This is a genomic window from Burkholderia sp. Bp9143 (assembly GCF_003853645.1).
In the GTDB taxonomy this organism is placed as follows: Bacteria; Pseudomonadota; Gammaproteobacteria; order Burkholderiales; family Burkholderiaceae; genus Burkholderia.
This window is the reverse complement of sequence record NZ_QTPO01000041.1, coordinates 15,160-36,890: the sequence shown is the minus strand read 5'-3', so window position 1 is coordinate 36,890 and position 21,731 is coordinate 15,160. Positions and strand designations below refer to the sequence as shown.

Genomic DNA, 21,731 nt, shown 5'->3' with positions numbered 1-21,731 from the left:
TCACCGGATTCGTGCGCGTCACTCGCCGATCTTGAACGCGGGAAGCTGCTGCCCGAGCCGCGCGCCCATTTCCGCGCCGAGCGCCTGCAGCGCATTCAACGGCCGGATCATCACCTCGAATTCGACGATCCGCCCGTCGACGTCGAAGCGGATCATGTCGATCCCCTTCAGCCGCTTGTCGCCGACCATCGCACTGAATTCCAGCACGACGCTCGTGCCGTCGTCGTCGACGAACTGGCGGTGGTACTCGAAGTTCTCGAGGATCGTGAGCACCGTGCGCAGCGCCAGCAGCAGCGCGGGCGCCGGCCCGTACGGCTTGAACGCCATCGGCGAGCGGAACACGGCGTCCGGATGGACGATCGTGTCGAGTTCGCCGAAATCCTTGCGCGCGATCATCGCGTGCCACTTGGCGAGCGATGTCGCGACGGCGGGTTGCAGATTCGACAGGGGTTGCATGGTCAACGACTCCGGTAACGCGACACGAAAGAACCTCGCTCGAAGGCGGCGCCCGATCGGACCGCCGCCGCATGACTCCGCGTCAGCGTGATCACGCGTCCGGCAGGATCACGACCTTGCCCTTGACCTGCCGGTTCGCCATGCGCGCAATTGCGTCGGCCGCACCCGTCAGCGGCACGCGCTCGGTGATCGCGGGCCGCACCTTGCCGGCCGCGAACCATTGCGCGAGCTGGCGCATGTTCGCCGCATGCTGCGCGGGGTCGCGCCGCACCGCGTCGCCCCAGAACACGCCGAGGATATCGCGCTCCTTGAGCAGCGCAAGGTTCAGCGCGATCTTCGGAATCTCGCCGGCCGCGAAGCCGACCACGAGGAACCGGCCGCGCCACGCGGTCGCGCGCAGCGCCGCCTCGCTGTACGCGCCGCCGACCGGATCGTAGACGACGTCCGCGCCGCGTCCGCCGGTCAGTTCGTCGACACGGCGCCGCAGGTCCTCGGTCGCATAGTCGATCGTGTCGTCGGCGCCTGCTTCGCGGCACAGTGCGAGCTTGTCCGCGCTCGACGCGGCCGCGATCACGCGCGCGCCCAGCGCCTTCGCGATCTCGATCGCGGCCAGCCCGACGCCGCCGGCCGCGCCCAGCACCAGCAGCGTCTCGCCCTGCTGCAGGCGCGCACGTTGCTGCAGCGCATGCAGCGACGTGCCGTAGGCCAGCACGAGCGCCGCGCCCTGCTCGAACGTCATCCGCGGCGGCAGCGCCGCGATCTGGTGCACGTCGGCCACGCAGTGCTCGGCGAAGCCGCCATGACCGGTGAACGCGACCACCTCGTCGCCCGGCCGCCAAGCGCTCACGCCGTCACCGACCGCGTCGATCACGCCGGCGAATTCCGCGCCGGGCGAGAACGGCAGTGCCGGCTTCACCTGATACAAGCCCTGGACGATCAGCGCATCGGGGAAATTGAGCGACGCCGCCTTCACGCGAATCCGCACCTGACCGGCGGCCGGTTCGGGAATCGCGACGTCCTCGATGCGCAAGCGGTCGATCGGGCCGAATGCGGTACACAACAGGGCTTTCATGTTCTCGTCTCTCCTTGCGCGACGTCGCCGCGCATCGGGCCGCGCGCCGGCGCGCCCGTTGGCGCCGTTGCCGGAACCGGATGATTGGGTCGGTGACTGCAAGTGCTGGCGGGGAATTTAGCACGGTCGTTCTATAACGACAATGGCGGGTCGCCCCGATGAAGGATTGGGGCGATGGGGGTATGAGACGGCCTGTCGACGCCGGCACCTGACGCGCCGGAGACGCTGGAACCGGAGCGCGATGCCCGCGCCCCGTCCCGCTCACGCATTCGGCGGCGGGTCCGCGTCGTCGTCCGCCAGCGTGCCGAGCGGAACGAACATGTAGCCCTTCCCGCGCACGGTGCGGATATAGCGATAGTCGCCGACCGCCTGCTCGACCAGGTTGCGCAGCCGGAAGATCAGCACGTCGAGCCCGCGCTCGGAGCGCCCGGCCACGGTCAGCCCCAGCAGCGCGAGGATCTCCGCGCGCGACAGGACGCGCATCGGCTGCGCAATGAACAGTTCGAGCAGCGCGAATTCGCTGGCGCGCACCCCGAGGTCATCTCCGGCGCGGGTTGCGCGCCGCGTCACGAAATTCACCTCGATGTCGCCGAACGCGTAGGTTTCGGCATGCCCCGGCCCGCGCGGCGACCCGGACCGGTTCGGCACGTAGCGGCGCATCGCGCTGCGCACGCGTGCGACCAGTTCCATCGGCTCGAACGGCTCCACCACGTAGTCGTCCGCGCCGATCTCGAGCGCGACGACCTTGTCGACCACCTGCGCGTCGCGGCTGATCACGATCACCGGCATGTCGTGACCGGCGCGCCGCAGTGCACCGAGCGCCATGTAGATCGCCGTGGCCGGCCGTTCGACCCGCAACACGATCAGGGCGGGCGGTGCCGCCGTCACGCGGGACAGCAGTTGCGATACGTCATCCAGCGCCGACGTATCGATCTGGCAGCCGCGCAGGAGCGCGCGGATCATGTCGCGCACGCGCGGATCGGGCTCTACGACGAGAACTTGGGTGGCCATGGAAAATCGTCCAGCACGACGGCCCGCACGACGCATCGCGACGTCACAACGACCCGCCGTCCGACCGGAACGGCCGGGCACGGCCGGCACGAATCCGCGAGCGTGCGGCGCCGGCGACTACACATGCATGCAGCAATCGAGACTCGTCAGGAAATAGCTCAGGCTCTTGCGGATCGACGTCTCGACGTCCCGCACGTCGCGCGCCGCGGGCGACTGGCCGAGCAGCGTCGCGACGATGTCGAGCGCTTCCCACGGATGCCGATCGTCGTATTCGGCATGCAGCTTGAGCCAGCGCATCGCGCGATGCCGCACGGCCGGATCGAATTGCTGTTCGTACGGCGATGCGCACAACAGCGCGCTCCACTCGCCCGTCACGCCTTCGATCGCATAGTTGGTCGCGGCGATGCTCGGCGCGAGCCCGTCAGTACTGCCGCTCCGCCAGCACCAGTGGCTCAGCGAGAATCCGGCCAGCGGCGCGTCGCCGCGCAGCAGCATGTCGATCGTCACGCCCGACTCCGCGGCCCAGTTGGCCCAGTGATCGACGTGATTCTGCTCGACGCGGATATTGCGGATCAGATAGCGCCGCGCCTTCTCGTCGCCGCTCGACCGATAGGCAGCGGTCTTCACCAGGTTCATCGCCATGTATTCCGGAAACTGGCTGACCACCGCCCAGCCGGTCACGAAGAATGCGTGCAGTTGCGACGCGCGCAGCGTCCCGCCGCCCATCGCCGCGAACACCGGATGCGAACGAACGCGCGCCTTCAGCTCGTCGGTCGCGCCGACCACGTCGCGCAGCCAGGCCGGATAGCTCGTCAGGTCCATCAGGTCGCCGGTCAGTTCAAATGGAGCACTCATGCGTTCGTTCCTCGCTTGTTCAATGGAATCCCCCTTCCTGCCAGGGCGCGGGGCGGCTGAAGTAATAGCCCTGGCAATAGTCGACGCCCAGCGCACGAAGCATCTCGGCCGTCGCCGTGTCCTCGACGTGCTCGGCGACGGTGCGGTACTGCATCACGTGCGCGATGTCGTTGATCGCGGACGCGATGCCGCGCTTGATGCTGTCGGACGTCATGGTCGACACGAGGCTGCCGTCGATCTTCAGATAGTCGATCGGCAACTGGCGCAGATACGAGAACGACGACATGCCGGCACCGAAGTCGTCGAGCGCGAAGCGGCAGCCGAGGTCGCGCAGCTCGCACATGAAGCGCGACGCGACCTCCAGGTTGCGGACCGCGCTCGTCTCCGTGATCTCGAAACACAGCAGCGACGGGTCGAGCCCCGACGCCGACAGCTCGGCGATCACGAACTCCACGAAGCGCTCGTCGGTGATCGACATCGCCGACAGGTTCACGTTGTATTCGACGTACCGGCGCTGTTCGAGCCGCGCGAGGCGCCGGATCACGGTGCGCACGACCCAGCGGTCGATCATCGTCATGTGGCCGTAGCGCTCGGCGGCCGGCAGGAAGACCGGCGAGATCAGCTTGCCGTCGGCGTCCGGGATGCGCAGCAGGATCTCCGCGCGCTCCTGTACGCCGAGCGCGGGCTGGATCGGCACGATGCGTTGCGCATACAACTGGAAGGAATTCGTTTCGAGCGCCGTCTTCACGCGCCGGCTCCACTGCATGTGATACGCCTGGCGGCTCGAATGCATGTCGCGCGAATCCGCGACGTGCACGCGGTTGCGGCCGCGATCCTTCGCGACGTAGCACGCGATGTCGGCCATCTGCATCGCCTTCTCGACGCTCTCGGGCCGGCACGCGAGATCCAGCACGCCGATGCTCACGCTGATCTTGAACGGCTCGCCTTCCCACAGGAACGTGAAGTCCTCGAGACACGCGCGGATGCGCTCCGCCTTGCCGCCGTCCGGCGCGCCGTTGCTGCCGGCCGGCAGCAGGATGCCGAATTCGTCGCCGCCCAGCCGGCCGAACACGTCCTCGCCGTCGAGACAACCCGCGAACACCGCGGTCGCGTCGCGCAGCAGCGCGTCGCCGGCCGCGTGCCCGCACACGTCGTTGACTTCCTTGAAGCCGTCGAGGTCGAGCACCAGCAACATCCCGCCAGCGCGTTGCGTCAGCGCGTCGCCCAGGCGCCGCTCGAACGCCGTGCGATTGATGAGGCCCGTCAGCGCATCGTGCGACGCCTGCCAGGTCAGCTTCTCGATCAGCTGGTATTCGCGCGTCATGTCGCGCAGGATCAGCACGTAGCCGACGCAGCGGCCCGCGGCGTTGTCCATCCTCGACAGCGACGCACGGACCGACACCGCCGAGCCGCCCACACGGATCAGGTCGAGATCGCGGGTGAACGTGTGGTCGCTGCGATTGACGAGCGACGCGAGCAGCTTGATCGACATGCCGGTCGACGTGTCGATCAGGTCCAGCACGTCGTTGATCGGCTTGCCGACGCACAGCCGCGACGGCGTGCCGAGCAGTTGCTCGGCCGCCGGATTGACGGTCTCGATGCCGCGCGTGAGGCCGATCGTGACGATCGCGTCGGCGACCGAGCGCAGCGCGGCTTCCGCGAACGCCTGGCTCCGGTCGAGCTCGGTCTGCATCGACACCTGCTGGCGTTGCGCGCGGCTCGCCCACCGCACCGACAGCAGGATGATCAGGAGCGAGGCCACGATGTACGACAGGAACAGCTGGATGACGGCCGAGCGGAATTCGGCGCTCAGCTCGTCGGAGAAGCGCTTCGGCAGCGGTTCGATGTGCGAGTTGAGATCCCAGATCGCGCGGTTCAGGCGGCTCGTGCGGCGGACGTCGTCCGCATGCACGGACTCGCGCAGCGCGTTGGCGACCTCGCGCAGGTCGACCAGTTGCCGGTCCGCATCCTCCCAGTATTGCAACGCGGCGTTCAGGCGCGCGAAGCTGCTCAGGATCGGGTAGAACCACACCACCGCCGCCGCATCGACGGGATTGATGCCCGCCTCGATCAGCGCCCGGCGCGCCACGCCGTGGTTCGGCGGCACGCTGGTCATCGCTCGGCGAGCGACGCCGAGGAAGGCGAGGGTCCGGTCGACCGCCAGGTAATCGTCGAACAGCTTTTCGTCGCCGGTCTGCCCATAGCGGCTCAGCAGGATGACCTCGTCCTTCTGCGCCTTCGACCAGCTGCTTTCGCCGCCGACGTACACGCGCAACGACATGATCACGATCAGGCTGACGGCGACGAACCCGGCCAGCGCGACGATCACGACGACGATCGGCAGGATGCCGAGCGCCGGACTCCATGGCCACACGTGAAACGAACTGCGCTGACTCTGGAGTTTCGAAATGTTTTCCATACCTGAATGACTGCTTTTCTGATTCTTCTCGATACCGCCTGCCTGACGCGTCACCGCACTTCCCGCGTCAGGCACCTCCCCCTTCCCTGTGCGCGACGCGCCGCCGCGCATGCAACCGCGGCACGACGCGGCGCCGGCAACTAAGTCGTCCGGACACGACGCGACAACTCGACACCGGCATCCGTACCGGCATCGGTCGCGAGAATGCGGCGTGTTTCGTCGCGGACGACCCGATGGCAGTCGCAGCCCTGCCGTTCGAGACCGGCGAGATCCGTCAACACGATGGCACCGCGATGCTGATGAATCAGGCCAAGCTCGTGAAGCTGCCGCGTGGTATCGGTGACGGTTTCGCGGCGCACGCCCAGCATCTGCCCCAGCATGCCGTGCGTGACCGGGATCTCGATGCTGCGTGAGCGCTCGTAGGCGATCAGCAGCCAGCGGCTCAGTTGATGCCGCATCACGTGATGGCGGCTGCAGAACATGACCTGCGACGCCTGCGACAGCACCAACTGCATCCGCACGAAGACCTGCCGCCGGATCGCCGCCGATGCGTCGCACGCGTCGGCGAAACGGCGTGCATACAGCCGATACGCGAACCCGCCGCGGTAGACGACGACGCGGCGCTGCATCGCGCTGCCGATGACGTCGTCGCACACGATGCCTTCGCGGCCGATTTCCGTCACGCCGAGTGTCGTCTTGCCGCCTGCCGTGTATTGCACGGAAATACCCGCCGTCACCGGAAAATAGACGGCCTCCAGATTCTCGCCGGCATCGCACAACACCTGGCCGGTCTTGAGATTCGAAAGCATCAAATGAGGCGCCAATTCCGAACGGTTAATTCCGTCCAGCGCCGACAGGAAATGACTGGCACCAAGTGCATGCGGCAACTCGATGACGTTGTTGGCCTGATGTATCACGGCGCACCTCGTACGTTGTATTCCTGCACCTCGGCCACCGAACCTTCCTGCTGTTTTCGCCGCACCGGTCTTACGGTTTTTCCGCCTTTTCATTGCGGTGACATTGAACAAAAAGGTATCACGCAGCCCAACCGTTCGCGACACCCCGCTTTTGTTACATGAAGTAATTTGACAGTTCGGATCACTGCGCGAAGATACTTGCAGTGTCAATCAAAAATCAGCGATTTAAACCCGGTCGATATAAAGCGGACTACTCAATGAATCATTGAAAATGACGGATGAATGTCAATACGCGGCAATGCGATTTACATTGGTAATTAAAATCATTCTCGAATCGAAAATAATGCGGGAAGTGTGGGCTATCTCACACTTCCCGGGCGACAGATGTGGATGCCGCGATGGCGCGCACGCCCGGGACGGGTGCTAGTGCGCCGATGCCGCTGCACTGCCCGCGTCGAGCGATGCGGCCCGCAATGCGTCCGCCGGATCCGGGAAGTCGCGTTGCCGCAATTGCGCGCACTGCTGACCGTCGAGCCGCGGGCGCACCGAAAACGCCGCGAGCTCGAGCCAAACGCCCGCATGGAAGCACTGGCGACCGTCCAGCGTCGCGTCGGCCGGCTGCGCGATGCCGAGGATCGCCGATGCCGATGCAAATAAGATCCATGAATGGATCGCGCCCAATGGCCCGGGTGCGCGAGCGAATGCACGCGCCGGGCCATGACACGGCCCGGCGCGCAACACCGCATCACCCCGCTTTCGCCTTCGCGAGCTGGTCCGCGACCGGCAGGCTGCGGATCCGCGTACCCGTCGCCGCGAAGATCGCGTTGGTCAGCGCCGGCGCGACCGGCGGCAGGCCCGGCTCGCCGACGCCGCCGAGCGGCGTCGCGTAGTCGTCCGGGGCAACCAGGTGCACGCGGATTTCACGCGGCGCCTCGTTCATCCGGAGCACCTGGAAGCCGTTGAAATTGCTCTGCTCCGGGTGCCCGTCCTTGAACGTGATCTCGCCGTGCAGCGCGATGCCGAGCCCCATCACGACCGCGCCTTCGAGCTGCGAGCGCACGCGCTCCGGGTTGACCTGCGGCCCGCAGTCGATCGCGATGTCGACACGCGGTACCGCAAGCGCGCCGTCCGCGCCGACCTGCACTTCGCACACGGCCGCCGTGTACGACACGAAGCTGCGATGCGCGGCGATCCCGAGCCCGTGCCCCTTCGGCAGCTTGCGCCCCCATCCGGCTTCGCGCGCGACCGTCTCGATCACCCGCCGCAGCCGGCCGGTATCGACCGGATACAACGCCGGATCCTCCCCGTAGTTCACGTTCTTCACCGTGATGTGCGGCTCGAAGCGTCGCGCCGGCCCGATCAGGTCGAGCAGGAAATCCTTCGGGTCGCGGCCCGCCGCGTGCGCGAGCTCCGACACGAAGCTCTGAATCCCGAACGCGTGCGGAATGTTGTACACGGAACGAAACCAGCCGATCCGCGTGTGCGCTTCCGCGGCCGGATTCTCGATCCGCACGTTCTGGACTGCGAACGGAAGATCCGCGATGCCTTGCGCGAGCTCGCCCGGCTGTTCGTGCACGACGCCGGCCTTGAAGGTCGACTGGATCGACGGCGCGACCGTGCGATGCTGCCACGCGGCGACCTTCCCCGCCGCGTCGAGGCCGCCTTCGAACGCTTCCAGCGACACCGCGTGGAAATAGTCGTGCGCGATGTCGTCCTCGCGCGTGAACGTCAGCTTGACGGGCGCGCCGACCGCCTTCGACAGCAGCGCGGCCTCCACCACGTAGTCGGGCTTCGACTTGCGACCGAAGCCGCCGCCGAGCAGCGTCACGTTGACCGTGACGCGCTCGGTCGGCAGCGCGAGCGCCTTCGCGATCTCGTCGCGCGTGGTCTGCGGCGCCTGGGTGCAGGTCCACACTTCGCAGCGGCCGTCGGACACGCGCGCGACGGCCGCCGGCGGCTCCATCGTCGCGTGCGCGAGATGCGGAATGTAGTACGTCGCGCGCACCCGCTTCGCGGCGCCTGCGAGCGCCGCGGCCGTATCGCCGTCGTTGCGGATCACGTCGCCCGGCTGCGCGGCCGCCGCTTCGAGCGTCTTGCGATAGGCGGCCGAGTCGTAGCCTGCGTGCAGCCCGCGCTTCCAGTCGATCTTCAGTTGCGCGCGCGCCTGGATGGCCGTCCACGTGTCGCGCGCGATCACGGCCACGCCGCCGAGCGGCTGGAACCCGGACGGCAGCGGCGCCGACGCGAGCTGCACGACCTTGACGACACCCGCCAGTTTCTCCGCGGCCGACGCGTCGAACGACGCGACCGTATCGCCATAGGCCGGCGGACGTGCGACGACCGCGTACAGCATGCCGTCGAGCCGCGTGTCGATCCCGTAGTGTGCGCGGCCGCCGACGATGTCGCGTCCGTCGATCAATGCCGTTTTGCCCTTGCCGATATAGCGGAACTCGGCCGGCGCCTTCAACGGCACGCCTTTCGTATCGGGCACCGGCAGCGCGGCCGCCTTCGCGGCGAGTTCGCCGAAGCCGAGCTTGCGCCCGGTTTTCGTATCGACGACCTCGTGCACCGTCGCCTTCACCTGACGCACGTCGACGCCCCACGTCGCCGCCGCGGCCTGCTCGAGCATCGTGCGCGCGGCCGCGCCCGCGCGGCGCAGCGCGGCGAAGCTCTGGCGCAGGCTGCGCGAGCCGTCGGTGTTCTGGTTGCCGTAGCGCGGCTCGTCGCCGACCGCCTGCGCGACCTTCACGCGCGCCCAGTCCGCGCCCAGTTCGTCGGCGACCACGAGCGCGACGCTCGTGCGCACGCCCTGTCCCATCTCGGAGCGGATGCAGGTCACCGTGACCGTGCCGTCCGGCGCGATCGCGACGAACAGGTTCGGATCGTCGCGCAATCCGTGCGGCATGCCCGCGCCGCCGTACTGCGGATTCGGACTGACCGGCGGCTGCACCGGCGCGGCCGCGCGCGCGAGCGACGGCACGCCGAACGCGAGCAGCAGCCCGCCAGAGGCGAAGCCGAGCAGCAATGCACGGCGGCTTTCGTTGTGGACGGAGAGTTCCGGCGCGCTCATGCGGCACCTCCGCGGCGCACCGCCAGCCGGATCGCCGCGCGGATGCGCGTATAGGTGCCACAGCGGCAGATGTTGCCGGACATCGCATCGTCGATGTCGGCGTCGCTCGGATGGGGATTCGTCTTCAGGAGCGAGGCGGCCTGCATGATCTGTCCGGACTGACAGTAGCCGCATTGCGCGACGTTCAGTTCCTGCCAGGCCTGTTGCAGCGGGTGGGTCAGATCCGTCGACAACCCTTCGATCGTCGTCACCCGCCTGCCGGCGGCGACCGCGACGGGCGTGATGCACGCGCGGATCGCCACGCCATCGAGATGCACGGTACACGCGCCGCACAGCGCCATTCCACAGCCGAACTTCGTGCCCGTGTGGCCGAGGACGTCGCGCAAGTACCAGAGCAACGGCATGTCGGGATTGCCGTCGAAATGCTGTTCGCTACCGTTGACGGTCAGCGTGATCATCGTTCACCTCCTGTTGGCGGCGCCGCAGCGTGCGGGCGTCGCGTGGGGATTTGAACGGCGCTGGGCACATTCCGAACGACCAGGTGGGCCTGACGCCGTTTCGTTTCCGGATTGTGTCGAGGGACGACGCAATCGCGGTGATGCTGCCGCCTGGTTGCCGGTGCAACGGTTCGGCGGGTGTCGGACGATTGCTCGTTCGCGTGGATCGCCGCACGTATTATCAGACTAATTCCGGTTTGTCGTCGGATCGGGGCGGTTTGGAAGATTCGGGGGGGCGGGGTATCAATGCGGTTGAACCGCTTCGGCGCGGCGGGACGCGGTGGTGCCCGTTTTGTCGACGGACGGGCGCTGCCGTCCATCGCCCGCTTGATCCGACGAGCACCAGCGCGCCGCGAAGTACGTTCCAGTCGACCGGATTCAGGCAGATCGCGCGGTTACGTGTCAGCACCTGGCCGGGCGCGCTCTTTACACGAAGGGAATCAGGAAAGGATCGGTGGCAATGCGCTATGGCTCGACGCGTACAGAACCCGATTCTGCTGCGTCGAGTCGTCCATCACGAGCTGGTTGTAGCCGGTGCCGCCGTACTCCCGCGAGCGTTGACCGGACAGCAAGCCGTTCGTGTGCCACACCGGCTGCGTAGCGCCCCCGTACATTCTCGCGATGATGACGGGCCGGTCACAGTCGCCTTCCATGAAACCCACGACGACTTCGTCGCCCTTGCGTAGTGGCTGGATCCCGCCACGGCTCGAGCCCGCATCAAGGAACGTCGGACGCACCCAGCACGACGCACGTTCATCCTGACCATTGCGGCGATTCCAATGGAACCAAACCTTCACCCGGTTCAGCGAATCGGTATAAACCTCCTCACCACTCGGCCCGGCAACAATCGCATTCTGCAACTGCATCACGGGCTTCTTGTGTTCGAACGGGCTGCGGAACGGAACGTTGCGCGGTTGCGCTTCGACCACCACCTGGAAGAAACCTTCGCTTCCGTCTGCATGACGAACCGTCGTGCCAGCCTTCGCTTCAGCGACCTCCGCAGCCAATCCGTCGGGAAATTGCTCTGCTTCATCCAGGCCGGGCAGGTTATTGCAAATCAACCAGTCGACGCCGAGCAGAACAAACTCGCGATCCGGTTGACTGCCCGCATCATGCACCGGATGGCCGCGAAGTTCGAAGCGCCGCCCCGGCATCGCACAACGCAATCCACCAAGGCCGTGAAAACGTTTCATCCGCGATTTGCGCTCTTCAAGCCGAATCTGGGCAAGACGCTCACCTTGCTCACGATCCGACCACATGTACGCGCCGGGGTAGTCGTAGATTTCCCCGTCGGTCGGCAACTGGCCGTCCACGTCGGTCACGCCCTGCACCTGCCGAGGGAGATCGGGGCGCTTATAGTCGAACGAGCGAGACGTCAGCTGCGCACTGTCGATCTGAAGCTGCTCCTTCCACTGCGCGAACCCGTCCAGTTCCCCGCTGATTTCGGTAGGACCAAACTCGACAATGGACTGCTTCAATTGCGGGACAAAATAAACGTCGTCCGTCAGAACCATCGTGTGCGATCGGCCATTGTCCGCCTGCTCGAAGTAGGGGAACACGCCCACCTCTTCGAGGCTACGATGAACAAAGTTCAGGTCGTATTCCCACTGCACTCGGTTCGAGTACGATGGCAGCGGTTTATGCAGCTCGAAACGATATGCGCCGCGCGCTTGCGGGTGCTCATTGAAAACATCAGTCAGAATCTGCTCGCCGTTTTGCTCCTGCCAGTCACGCATGTCGCGGCGCAGGCGCAAGAAATAGAGCCAGGACGAGAACACCAGCTTGTAAAAAGTCAACGGCCCATCCGCTCCCAGCCTGCTGAACCGGTGAACGTAACCATGGATCGGCATGTATGAGCCGTCCGTCTGCTGGATCCAGAGCGTGACCGGCTTGGCGAGTAGCGCACCCAGTTCAATCTGGCTACCGCGTGGCGAAACGGCATCGATCACGAATTCGTAATCGCGACCAAGTCTAGCCGTTCCTTTCACATAGAGCGGCAATAACCAGTCGACGCCAAGCGGCGTGTCGAGTTTGACAAGACGGTTGTATTGCGCGTCACCTAGACGCAACGTCTTATAAAGCGCGGTGTGGCCCATGCAGCTTTCCCTTGGTTGGTATTCAGGTGGGGTTTCTGCCGAGGGCTGATTATAAATGCCTTTCGGAACAATACGATAGTGCGCCTCGCATACCGACCTATCTCGAATAAATTGGCAGCCTGACGTCCGCGCGTAAAATTGCCGGAATCTCACAATCTTTCAGGAAACAATTTCCGATTACTTCGTGAGCCAGATTCTTTAAATCACATATCACCTTCCTGAACACGGCCAGCTACGGCCGCTCCGCCGCTGCATTTCCGCACCGGCGCACTTCGCTCAGGAATTTCCGTGATCTCTGATCCCCTACCTTTGCGCTGGTCGGGCTGGGCCTCGCGCTCGTCGCCATGTTCGCGGCGGGTTTCTATTGGCTCGCCATCATGGACAGGCTGGCACGCCGACACACACACACCGCTACCGTCCCGCGTTCCGTCGACGTCCATGAATTCGACGAATGGGAAGCGTTCGCACCATATCCCGATCACGTTGTCCACGCTGCACAAGAAGCCAGCGCCGAATTGAGCGATAGCTATCCACCGTTCGGTCGGCGCGAAGAATTCGCCCACGCATCCCCTGGGACCGAAGCCCGCCACGACCTACACGATACGATCAAATCGTTGATGGGCGACGATCCGGCGCTGACCAAGGCCGCTGCACTAGCGTCTCCAGGACCGGCAATCCGCTGTCCGCGTTGTCTGTCGTCACGTATTGACACGCGCAACCGCGCCCACAAGGCAGCACAATCGGCAGCGTTGCTGGGGTGACGGGAGGCATCGCCGCCGCGCTCGCTGGCGCAGAGCTTCGCGCACATCCGGCTTCCACAGCGGAAACACATTCTCGCCGCGCCGCACGCGTCGACGCGGATTGACGACGCGGAGGCGATCGAACGCAGTGAGAACAACGGCTGTAGCCGCTACACTGCAATGCAGATCAACCATAGCGCACCTCCACGCGAGCGAGGTCGGCCAACTGGCGCAGCGCGTCGCCGGCCGCGTCGAGCGCGTCACGGCCGGACGACGCAAGTGCGGCGGCGCGCAGTGCATTGCGAATGATTTCGAGGGAGGACAGCGTTTTCTCGGGACGAGCGGCAGCCGTGGCGTCAATGGTTCCCATTCCTATGTTTTTCAAGAGCCTGCCTATCCGTTTCCAGTCGGGGTGGGCAGGCACATCGCAGGGCTGGAAAACCGGAACACAGGAACCGGCAGGCGCGAGCGCCTCCCCACCATGGCCCGCCCATAAAACTGAGCGCGCGGTGATACTACGGACCAGAAAATACCGCTGGCGGCGGCGGTCTGTTCGCCTGTGTTCGTTCGGGTTTCCGTGCCAGGTCGCTGTTGTCTCAGCGACGAATACGGGCTAGGTCTGCAATAAAAAGACGTCAAGCGGAACGAGTGAATTTCTTCGACTTGTGGCCGTGCATACGGATCGGGAAAGCTTGAATACCAATGAACGCATGGCCACGAGTGGGCCAAAGCCGATCTGATACCATCCAGCTTTCGTTGCGGAGCGCTGTAATGTCGGTGAGGGATAGCAGTACCCGGGGCTTCAATGACCGCCTAGAGGCACTCCGTGGCATTGCCGCGCTCTGGGTGGCAGTCGGGCATTCTCTGATCTGGCTTTCAATCGGGGCCGAAGGCGCCATCCTGTCGAAAACGCTTTTCGATGTACACGGCATACAGGCGACTGTGGCACGCCTGATTGTCACTGTCTTTAGCGGCGCAGCGGCCGTTAACATCTTTTTTGTGCTTAGCGGGTTTGTGCTGTGCCGATCGCTGGCCAATCAAAGTTTCAGCATTCCGTTCTACCTTGGGTTTCTCGCCAAGCGACTGTTCCGCATCGTCCCTGCATTCTGGCTTTCCGTCGCTCTCGTATGTCTTTACCTCGTGCTGGCCTTCCCTGGCTATGCAGTTATGGAGGGGGCAAGTGGCTGGTACAACATCTGGTACGCAGATCCGCTAACAGTCGGCCAGATCGTCGACAACGCGACGATGCAGTCGTACATGCTAAACCCGAACACATGGACACTGGGCATCGAACTACTTGCATCATTGGCTTTGCCGGTGGCAGCCGTGATCATCGGCACGAGCGGGCTTGCGGGCTCCGGTGCCCTGCTCGCGTTAACGTTCTTGCTTGCGTGGAAGTATGAGAACCTCGGGGGCTCGCTCGTTCATTTCCTGTATATGTTCGTGCTCGGCGCGATTGTCAGCATGAAAGCTGAGGGAAGCTTCACGCGACGATTTTTTCGTATCCTGGTGCCGACGTCTGTGGCGATGGTCCTGGCAGCAAGCGCGTTCTTTCCCCTCTCCCATCCGATTCTGGCAGATATTCTCGTCAGCGTCGGTGCCGCGCTGCTCATCTGGTGCATTGATGCGGGTACTGACCACCCGTTGTTCGCAGTCCTCGATTCAAAATCGGCCCGCTTCCTGGGGCGAATCTCCTACAGCTTCTACCTGCTTCATTTCATCATTCTCTACGCCATCGCAAACATGGTTCTGCATCACGCGCCGCAGTTGTGGCTTGCCCGGTGGCCGTTGCCGATCATGATGATCGTATGCCTTGTTTCAATTGTCGTGGCGCTACCTGTCTCCGCTCTGGTGTTCACCTGCGTGGAAAAGCCAATGACACAGGCAGGACGGCGCCTGGCATCGCATCGATGGCTACCTACAAAGGCTGGGTCTTGAGCACATTGCCTGCTACGTTGAATGCGCGAGTTGACGGCGCCCCGGTACCCAGAGCTAGCCGCCAAGCCTTCGCCACACCGGTCCGTTCCTTCCCTGTAACTCCTGGCGTAACCCGCCGGGTGCTGCCCTGAACAGACGGCATGAAAGACGAAATTCTCGTACTCGGCGACTCCCACGTCCTGGTGTTCAACTCGGCCCATATGACCCAGGCGTTTCCGGATCATCATTTCGACGTGGTCGAGGTGCCGGGCGCTACCGTGTCCGGTTTACCGAACCCGAATGCCGTGACGGGGGCAAAGCCGAAGTTTGACGAAGCCACGGGCAGCTCGAAGGCCCGCAAGGTCATCGTCATGATTGGCGAGGTCGATACGGGCTTCGTGATCTGGTATCGCGCGCAGAAGTACGGCGCGTCAGTGGACGAGATGACCCAGCTCGCCCTCGGCAACTACCAGCAGCTCCTACTCGAGCTGAGGGAGCGATTCGACGTCGCCTGCATCAGCACGCCGCTGCCTACGATCCGCGACGGCGCCGATTGGGGTGAAGTGGCGAACCTGCGCAAGGAAATCACCGCAACGCAACGCGAGCGCACGAAGCTGACGCTCGCGTTCAACAGTGCCATGCAGGTGTTTTGTGCAGGCAAGGGCATCGCCTACCTGATGCTCGACCAAGACTCGCTGGGCGGCGACGGTGTCGTCAAGGTCTCGCTGCTTAACACGGATCCGCGGGACCACCATTACGACCCGAAGGAGCACGCCGGGATGATTGCTCCACTGCTTCAACCGTGGATCACGCGCGCCTGCTGAATTGTTCCTCGGTCGGTGGGTGTGGAGATCAACTCATCAGATGGCTTGCGCTGTGCGAGCCTGTTGCCGGCCCCCGGCAAACGAATTGGTGTAACCCCGGCGTAACCCCGGCGTAACCCCGGAACGTCTGGAAGTGCTCGGAATGGCCCGCCCTACACGATTCGAACGTGTGACCTACGGCTTAGAAGGCCGTTGCTCTATCCAACTGAGCTAAGGGCGGTCGAGGGAGAAAGACACGGCCACACGACCCGGACCGCATTTGACGCGAAGGGCTTCGAGCACAACACAAACCGAACTCAAAGCCCCCAAACGAAACGGGCCCGGCATGAAGCCGAGCCCTAAATTATACCCGATCATCGCGCCATATCACGCGCGACCGGCGCTGCAGCCCTCAAACCGGCTGCGCATGCAGCATGAACCAGCCGAGACAGAACACCCCGGCAATCACGCAATACACGCCGAACGACGCCAGCCGCCCGCGCCCTTCGAAATAGCGCATCAGGAACCGCACGCTCAGATAAGCGGCAATCGCCGTCAGCACGCCGCCGAGCAGTGCGTCCGCGAGCTGGTCGCGCGCATGGAACAGCTTCGGCAGTTCGAGCACGCCCGCGGCAAAAATGATCGGCGTGCCGAGCAGGAACGAAAACTCCGCCGCCTTCTCCGCCGTCAGCCCGGCCGCATTGCCGGCGATCATCGTCAGCCCGCTGCGCGAGAAACCCGGAATCAGCGCGCCGATCTGCGCGAGGCCCACGAAGAACGCCTGCTTGAAGGTCATCTTCTCGGGCGGCTGGTGTGCACGGCTGCGCTGGATCCGATCGCCGATCCACAGCAGCACGCCATTGATGATCAGCGCGATCGCGACGATCCGCAGGTCGTGGAACACGCGCTCGATGCGCTTCTCGAGCAGCAGGCCGACGATCCCGGTCGGGATCGTGCCGATGATCAGCGCCCACATCAGGTGCCCGTCGTCGTTCTTGCGGCCGCCGAGCTGCGCGAAGAAGCCGCCGATCAGCGCGATCCAGCGTGCACGGAAATACCACAGCAGCGCGAGCGCGGTGCCGAGGTGCAGCGCGACGAGGAACGGCAGCAACTGCGGCGCATGCTTGTCGATGTGCATGCCGAACAGCGCGGGCGCGAGCAGCGTGTGGCCGAGACTGCTGACGGGGAAGAGTTCGGTGACGCCCTGCAGGACGCTCAGGAATATCAGAAACCAGAGACTCACGCGTCGGTCCTCTTAGTGGTAATCAATCGGGTAGGAAAGCGGACGACGCATCGCGCGTCCGGAAAAACGCGCCCCGATTATGCCCAGCCAGGATTACTGCGCCAAGGCATTTGGCTGCTTATTGCGGCAATGCACACAAACGCTTGCAATTTGTAAGCACGCAGAAAGCAAAAAGCCCGCCATTTGCATGGCGGGCCTTTCGATTCCGGCAGAAATTGCCGTCAGCGGCCGAGCTGATAGAAAAACAATACCGTGCTGCCGGTGAACATGCCGAACAGTGCGATTCCCATTGCCATTGCCAGATCCATGGCCCCCTCCACGAAGTGTCATGACCCGGCAACATCACCGGTTTAGAGGCATTATCCAGACCGTTGGCAGTCTGAAAAACTCGCGATTTCCCGAGAAGGGTTTTCCCCGACCGCCTCGCAGCCCGATAATGGAGCGCGCCATCGCACTCCCCGCCCACCCGTTCATACCGATTCGCCATGCCGATCTTCCAGCAGCACGACATTCATGAACTCCACGCCGGCCCGTCGCTCGTTCGGGTCGCCCCGCAATTCGGCGGCCGCCTGCTGTCGTGGCACGTCGACGGCGAGCCGGTCATCTTCTGGCCGGAAACGGCCGACTGGAGCAACCTCGCGCGCGTGCGCGGCGGCAATCCGCTGCTGTTTCCGTTCCTCGGCCGCCATCGCGTCGACGGCGAACTGGGCCGCTGGCGCGATGCCGCCGGCGTGGTCCGCGACCTGCCGATGCACGGTTTCGCGCGCGACCTGCCGTTCGCGGCACAACCGTCGGCCGACGGCGCCGCGCTGTCGATGACGCTCGACGCAAACGACACGCTGCGCGACAGCTATCCGTTCGATTTCCGGTTCGAAACGACCTACCGGCTCGCCGATGCGCACACGCTCGACGTCGCGCTCACCACGACCAATCGCGGCGACACGCCGTTGCCCTACTACGCGGGCCACCATTTCTATTTCGCGCTGCCGCACGGCGAGCGCGCGGAAACCACGCTCGAATTGCCGCCGACGCGCCGCTGCATGCAGCGCGCCGACGGTTCGATCAGCCCGCTCGAGCCCGGCGCGGCGTCATACAGCCTTGGCGATCCGGACATCCTCGACCGCTTCCATTGCCTCGACGGCGCGCCGGCCACGCCGGTGCGCATCGTGATGCCGGGGCGCCGTCGCACGATCGAGATCGCGCTCGACGTACAGGGCTCGATCCCGTGGTACGCGGTCACGACCTGGGCGGAAAAACCGGAATCGGACTTCTATTGCGTCGAGCCGTGGCTCGGCCTGCCGGACGCGATCCACAACGGTCTCGGGCTGCGCATGCTCGCACCGGGCGCGACCGAAACGGCCACGCTGCGGATTCGCGTGCAGCCGCTCGCCGGTTGACATCGGCCGCACCGAACCGGTGCGCGCCGGCCACGCCCGCGGCCCGAAACTGCGGTGCGCGGGTCGAACCCGTTAAAATCGGACGTTTTGTATCGCCTGCCGCGTCGCGCGCGGCAGGGTTTTGCGAGGTTCAATGATCGGAACAACAACGAAGCGGCTCTTCGCGGCCGCCTGCGCCGCGCTGCTCGTCGCGTGCGGCTCCGCCCCCGTCGGCCCGGGGTACTACCGCGTCGAACGCGGCGACACGCTCTACAAGATCGCGCGCGAGAATCGCACGTCGACGGCGAACATCGTGCGCTGGAACCAGATCACGAACCCCGACGCGATCGAGGTCGGCCAGGTGCTGCGCGTCGCGCCGCCGCCCGGCACGACGACCGCGTCGACCACCGGCACGGGCAGCGCGGGCCGCAGCCGCCCCGCGCCTTCCGCGCCGGTCGAATCGGCCGTGAAGCCGGCCTCCAGCATCGCGCTGATCTGGCCGGCCGCCGGCAACGTGGTGCGCACCTTCGACGGCTCGAAATCCAAGGGCCTCGATATCGCGAACGCTGCAGGCACGCCGGTGCTGGCCGCCGCGCCGGGCACCGTCGTCTATGCGGGCAACGGATTGCGCGGCTACGGCAACCTGATCATCCTCAAGCACAACGCCGATTACCTGACGGCCTACGCGCACAACCGCGCGCTGCTCGTGAAGGAAGGCCAGCCGGTCACGCAGGGGCAGACGATCGCGGAGATGGGCAACAGCGACAGCGATCGCATCGCGCTGCACTTCGAGCTGCGCTACGGCGGCCGCTCGATCGATCCGGCACGCTACCTGCCGGCGCGCTGAGCGCGCCCCCGTCGACGGGGGGCGACACGCGATGACGGCATGCATCGCATGTCGTCGCGAGGGAAATCGGGAAGGTTGTGTCAGCGCTTGCGCAGACGGCCGGTGAACCGGCCGGACAGCGGATCGACGCGGCTGGCGAACACCACCAGCGCACCGATGCCGAACAGGCTGAACCCCGCAGCTATCAAAAGCAAATCCATGGTCACATCACTGTTTTGTCGTGATCTTATGCGTCATTGCGGAATCGTGCACTGAGCCGCACCCGTTGCACGAGTCCGCACATTCCCTATCTATCAGACGCCATTGTGGTGTCGGTCGCGTGAAATGCCGATGTAATCCATCGACCGATGCCGACGATCGACGCCAAGGAGACTCGCGATGCTGCCCGCCGCCGACCACTACGACGACCTGCTCTCCCGCTTCCAGTGGGACGTTCCGGCCCGCTACAACATCGGCGTGGACGTCTGCGACAAGTGGGCCGACGGCAGTGGACGGCTCGCGCTGATCCACGAAACGGCGCAAGGCGACGTATCGCGCATCACGTTCGACGACCTGAGGAATGCTTCTAACCGGCTCGCGAACAGCTTTGCGCGCGCGGGATTGCAACGCGGCGACCGGATCGCGATCTTTCTCGCGCAGGGCCCCGAAACGGCGATCGCCCATCTCGCCGCGTACAAGCTCGGCGCGATCGCGGTGCCGCTGTTCACGCTGTTCGGCGCCGACGCGCTCGAATACCGGCTCGCGAACAGCGAAGCCGCCGCGCTCGTCACCGACGCGGCCGGTTACGCGAAGATCGCGCCGCTGCGCGCGCAACTGCCGGCGCTGCGCACGTGCTACTGCATCGGCGGCGATGCGCCGGACGCGCCGGACGTGCTGCGCTTCGACGCCGCACTCGCGGCCGAATCGCCCGACTTCGTGCCGGCGGACACCGCCGCCGACGACCCGGCGGTGATCATCTACACGTCCGGGACGACCGGCAAGCCGAAAGGCGCGCTCCATGCGCATCGCGTGCTGCTGGGCCACCTGCCGGGCGTCGAGATGTCGCAGCAATGCTTCCCGCGCGACGCGCGCCTGTTCTGGACGCCCGCCGACTGGGCGTGGATCGGCGGGCTGCTCGACGTGCTGCTGCCGTCATGGCATCACGGCGTGCCCGTGCTCGCTCACCGCTTCGAGAAGTTCGACGGCGAAGCCGCGTTCGCGCTGATGGCGCGGCACGGCGTGACCCACGCGTTCCTGCCGCCCACCGCGCTGAAGCTGATGCGCACGGTGCCCGCGCCGCGCGAGCGCCACACGCTGGCGCTGAAATCGGTCGCGAGCGGCGGAGAATCGCTCGGCACCGAGTTGACGGCCTGGGGGCGCGACGCGCTCGGCGTGACGATCAACGAGTTCTACGGGCAGACCGAATGCAACATGGTGCTGTCGTCGTGCGCCGCGCTGTTCGAGGCGCAGCCCGGTGCGATCGGCAAGGCCGTGCCCGGCCATACGGTCGCGATCGTCGACGAGCACGGCACGCCGCTGCCGCCCGGCGTCGAGGGGCACATCGCGGTGCGCCGCCCCGATCCGGTGATGTTCATCGAATACTGGCGCAATCCCGCCGCGACGCGCGACAAGTTCGCGGGCGACTACCTGCTCACCGGCGACACCGGCACGATCGACGCCGACGGCTTCGTGCGCTTCGTCGGCCGCGACGACGACGTGATCACGAGCGCCGGCTACCGGATCGGCCCGGGGCCGATCGAGGACTGCCTGCTCACGCATCCGGCGGTGCGGATGGCAGCGGTCGTCGGTGTGCCCGACCCGACACGCACCGAGATCGTCAAGGCGTTCGTCGTGCTGAACCCCGGCCATGTCGGCGACGACGCGCTCGTCCAGGCGCTGCAGGCCCACGTGCGCACGCGCCTGGCCGCGCACGAGTACCCGCGCGCGATCGCGTTCGTCGACGGCCTGCCGATGACGGCGACCGGCAAGATCGTGCGCCGCGCGCTGCGCGACGCGTGAACCGGGCGCGGCCGCGCCGGGAGGCCGGCCGATCGCCTGGATGGTTTATAGTGGCGCCCACACCGTCTTTCCAGCACACCACCGATGTCCTCCGACCAACACGAATCCGCCGCGGGCGCGGCGCACAGCCCGCTCTACGCCAAACTCCTCGGCGAAACAGCCAAGATCGACTGGTGCGATCTCGAGCGCTTCTTCGCGCAGGGCAAGCTGCTGTCGGTCGCGCGCGATCTCGATCTCGTCAGCGTCGCGGAAGCGATCGCCGGCGACGACGCGGAACAGGTCACGCGCTGGCTGTCGTCCGGCCTCGTCGCACGCATGCCGGCGGAAACCGCCGCCGACTTCGCGGCGCGCAATCCGGAGCTGTGGGCGGTCGTCGTGTCGCCATGGGTCTGCGTGCAGGAACGCGCCTGACGC

Annotated in this window: 20 protein-coding genes and 1 tRNA gene; 7 read left to right on the top strand and 14 right to left on the bottom strand. The window is 65.4% G+C overall.

The window, feature by feature from the left end:
- Positions 1-18: 18 nt before the first annotated feature.
- The 10 genes from DIE23_RS27270 to DIE23_RS27225 form a co-directional block, all read right to left on the bottom strand.
- On the bottom strand, positions 19-456 hold the full coding sequence (locus DIE23_RS27270; RefSeq protein ID WP_124614953.1) for a nuclear transport factor 2 family protein: 438 nt from the start codon (positions 454-456) through the stop codon (positions 19-21).
- A gap of 91 nt (positions 457-547) precedes the next feature.
- Positions 548-1,528 (bottom strand): NADPH:quinone oxidoreductase family protein, encoded by a 981-nt coding sequence (locus DIE23_RS27265; RefSeq protein WP_124614952.1) that lies wholly within the window; start codon positions 1,526-1,528, stop codon positions 548-550.
- 261 nt (positions 1,529-1,789) lie between these two features.
- A complete protein-coding gene (locus DIE23_RS27260) occupies positions 1,790-2,539 on the bottom strand; it encodes a winged helix-turn-helix domain-containing protein (RefSeq protein ID WP_124614951.1) in 750 nt (249 codons plus the stop codon).
- A 117-nt stretch (positions 2,540-2,656) separates the two neighbouring features.
- Positions 2,657-3,394 carry a TenA family transcriptional regulator gene (locus DIE23_RS27255; RefSeq protein WP_124614950.1) on the bottom strand — a complete coding sequence of 246 codons (738 nt, stop codon included), beginning with the start codon at positions 3,392-3,394 and terminating at the stop codon, positions 2,657-2,659.
- 19 nt (positions 3,395-3,413) lie between these two features.
- Positions 3,414-5,813, bottom strand: a complete 2,400-nt coding sequence (locus DIE23_RS27250; protein WP_124614949.1) for a bifunctional diguanylate cyclase/phosphodiesterase — start codon at positions 5,811-5,813, stop codon at positions 3,414-3,416.
- A gap of 140 nt (positions 5,814-5,953) precedes the next feature.
- Entirely contained in the window at positions 5,954-6,730 is a 777-nt protein-coding gene (locus DIE23_RS27245) for a Crp/Fnr family transcriptional regulator (RefSeq protein WP_124614990.1), read from the bottom strand.
- Between the two features lie 423 nt (positions 6,731-7,153).
- Positions 7,154-7,411, bottom strand: a complete 258-nt coding sequence (locus DIE23_RS27240; protein ID WP_124614948.1) for a hypothetical protein — start codon at positions 7,409-7,411, stop codon at positions 7,154-7,156.
- A gap of 64 nt (positions 7,412-7,475) precedes the next feature.
- The gene (locus tag DIE23_RS27235; protein ID WP_124614947.1) at positions 7,476-9,800 is read right to left on the bottom strand and encodes a xanthine dehydrogenase family protein molybdopterin-binding subunit; all 2,325 of its coding nucleotides are present in this window, start codon (positions 9,798-9,800) and stop codon (positions 7,476-7,478) included.
- A complete protein-coding gene (locus DIE23_RS27230; protein WP_124614946.1) occupies positions 9,797-10,258 on the bottom strand; it encodes a (2Fe-2S)-binding protein in 462 nt (153 codons plus the stop codon). The genes DIE23_RS27235 and DIE23_RS27230 overlap by 4 nt, the downstream gene beginning before the upstream one ends.
- A 479-nt stretch (positions 10,259-10,737) precedes the next feature.
- Positions 10,738-12,393 (bottom strand): type VI secretion system Vgr family protein, encoded by a 1,656-nt coding sequence (locus DIE23_RS27225; protein WP_260436175.1) that lies wholly within the window; start codon positions 12,391-12,393, stop codon positions 10,738-10,740.
- Positions 12,394-12,770: 377 nt separating this feature from the next.
- Between DIE23_RS27225 and DIE23_RS40390 the strand changes: the two genes are divergently transcribed.
- On the top strand, positions 12,771-13,154 hold the full coding sequence (locus DIE23_RS40390; protein ID WP_260436174.1) for a hypothetical protein: 384 nt from the start codon (positions 12,771-12,773) through the stop codon (positions 13,152-13,154).
- 166 nt (positions 13,155-13,320) lie between these two features.
- On the opposite strand, the gene DIE23_RS27215 is transcribed toward DIE23_RS40390, so the two are convergent.
- Positions 13,321-13,503, bottom strand: a complete 183-nt coding sequence (locus DIE23_RS27215; protein WP_124614945.1) for a hypothetical protein — start codon at positions 13,501-13,503, stop codon at positions 13,321-13,323.
- Between the two features lie 401 nt (positions 13,504-13,904).
- Between DIE23_RS27215 and DIE23_RS27210 the strand changes: the two genes are divergently transcribed.
- A complete protein-coding gene (locus DIE23_RS27210; protein WP_185646541.1) occupies positions 13,905-15,071 on the top strand; it encodes an acyltransferase in 1,167 nt (388 codons plus the stop codon).
- Positions 15,072-15,211: 140 nt separating this feature from the next.
- Complete coding sequence (locus DIE23_RS27205; RefSeq protein WP_124614943.1) at positions 15,212-15,874, top strand: SGNH/GDSL hydrolase family protein; 663 nt, start codon at positions 15,212-15,214, stop codon at positions 15,872-15,874.
- A gap of 143 nt (positions 15,875-16,017) precedes the next feature.
- On the opposite strand, the gene DIE23_RS27200 is transcribed toward DIE23_RS27205, so the two are convergent.
- Positions 16,018-16,094, bottom strand: a tRNA-Arg gene (locus DIE23_RS27200).
- 171 nt (positions 16,095-16,265) lie between these two features.
- Positions 16,266-17,096 (bottom strand): undecaprenyl-diphosphate phosphatase, encoded by an 831-nt coding sequence (locus DIE23_RS27195; protein WP_124614942.1) that lies wholly within the window; start codon positions 17,094-17,096, stop codon positions 16,266-16,268.
- A 485-nt stretch (positions 17,097-17,581) separates the two neighbouring features.
- Between DIE23_RS27195 and DIE23_RS27190 the strand changes: the two genes are divergently transcribed.
- Positions 17,582-18,493 carry an aldose epimerase gene (locus DIE23_RS27190; protein WP_124614941.1) on the top strand — a complete coding sequence of 304 codons (912 nt, stop codon included), beginning with the start codon at positions 17,582-17,584 and terminating at the stop codon, positions 18,491-18,493.
- Between the two features lie 133 nt (positions 18,494-18,626).
- Complete coding sequence (locus DIE23_RS27185; RefSeq protein WP_124614940.1) at positions 18,627-19,319, top strand: peptidoglycan DD-metalloendopeptidase family protein; 693 nt, start codon at positions 18,627-18,629, stop codon at positions 19,317-19,319.
- A gap of 80 nt (positions 19,320-19,399) precedes the next feature.
- On the opposite strand, the gene DIE23_RS40385 is transcribed toward DIE23_RS27185, so the two are convergent.
- Positions 19,400-19,525 carry a hypothetical protein gene (locus DIE23_RS40385; RefSeq protein WP_260436176.1) on the bottom strand — a complete coding sequence of 42 codons (126 nt, stop codon included), beginning with the start codon at positions 19,523-19,525 and terminating at the stop codon, positions 19,400-19,402.
- A 172-nt stretch (positions 19,526-19,697) separates the two neighbouring features.
- Between DIE23_RS40385 and DIE23_RS27180 the strand changes: the two genes are divergently transcribed.
- Together DIE23_RS27180 and DIE23_RS27175 are read left to right on the top strand one after the other, a co-directional pair.
- On the top strand, positions 19,698-21,317 hold the full coding sequence (locus tag DIE23_RS27180; protein WP_124614939.1) for an acyl-CoA synthetase: 1,620 nt from the start codon (positions 19,698-19,700) through the stop codon (positions 21,315-21,317).
- 84 nt (positions 21,318-21,401) lie between these two features.
- Complete coding sequence (locus DIE23_RS27175; RefSeq protein ID WP_124614938.1) at positions 21,402-21,728, top strand: DUF2288 domain-containing protein; 327 nt, start codon at positions 21,402-21,404, stop codon at positions 21,726-21,728.
- Positions 21,729-21,731 lie beyond the last annotated feature (3 nt).

Excerpts from the sequence above, each read along its gene's own strand:
- DIE23_RS27260 (WP_124614951.1), bottom strand. The coding sequence starts at position 2,539 with ATGGCCACCCAAGTTCTCGTCGTAGAGCCCGATCCGCGCGTGCGCGAC.
- DIE23_RS27205 (WP_124614943.1), top strand. The coding sequence starts at position 15,212 with ATGAAAGACGAAATTCTCGTACTCGGCGACTCCCACGTCCTGGTGTTC.
- DIE23_RS27255 (WP_124614950.1), bottom strand. The coding sequence starts at position 3,394 with ATGAGTGCTCCATTTGAACTGACCGGCGACCTGATGGACCTGACGAGC.
- DIE23_RS27190 (WP_124614941.1), top strand. The coding sequence starts at position 17,582 with ATGCCGATCTTCCAGCAGCACGACATTCATGAACTCCACGCCGGCCCG.
- DIE23_RS27185 (WP_124614940.1), top strand. The coding sequence starts at position 18,627 with ATGATCGGAACAACAACGAAGCGGCTCTTCGCGGCCGCCTGCGCCGCG.
- DIE23_RS27215 (WP_124614945.1), bottom strand. The coding sequence starts at position 13,503 with ATGGGAACCATTGACGCCACGGCTGCCGCTCGTCCCGAGAAAACGCTG.
- DIE23_RS27230 (WP_124614946.1), bottom strand. The coding sequence starts at position 10,258 with ATGATCACGCTGACCGTCAACGGTAGCGAACAGCATTTCGACGGCAAT.
- DIE23_RS27250 (WP_124614949.1), bottom strand. The coding sequence starts at position 5,813 with ATGGAAAACATTTCGAAACTCCAGAGTCAGCGCAGTTCGTTTCACGTG.
- DIE23_RS27270 (WP_124614953.1), bottom strand. The coding sequence starts at position 456 with ATGCAACCCCTGTCGAATCTGCAACCCGCCGTCGCGACATCGCTCGCC.
- DIE23_RS27210 (WP_185646541.1), top strand. The coding sequence starts at position 13,905 with ATGTCGGTGAGGGATAGCAGTACCCGGGGCTTCAATGACCGCCTAGAG.
- DIE23_RS40390 (WP_260436174.1), top strand. The coding sequence starts at position 12,771 with ATGGACAGGCTGGCACGCCGACACACACACACCGCTACCGTCCCGCGT.
- DIE23_RS27180 (WP_124614939.1), top strand. The coding sequence starts at position 19,698 with ATGCTGCCCGCCGCCGACCACTACGACGACCTGCTCTCCCGCTTCCAG.
- DIE23_RS27265 (WP_124614952.1), bottom strand. The coding sequence starts at position 1,528 with ATGAAAGCCCTGTTGTGTACCGCATTCGGCCCGATCGACCGCTTGCGC.
- DIE23_RS27175 (WP_124614938.1), top strand. The coding sequence starts at position 21,402 with ATGTCCTCCGACCAACACGAATCCGCCGCGGGCGCGGCGCACAGCCCG.
- DIE23_RS27235 (WP_124614947.1), bottom strand. The coding sequence starts at position 9,800 with ATGAGCGCGCCGGAACTCTCCGTCCACAACGAAAGCCGCCGTGCATTG.
- DIE23_RS27225 (WP_260436175.1), bottom strand. The coding sequence starts at position 12,393 with ATGGGCCACACCGCGCTTTATAAGACGTTGCGTCTAGGTGACGCGCAA.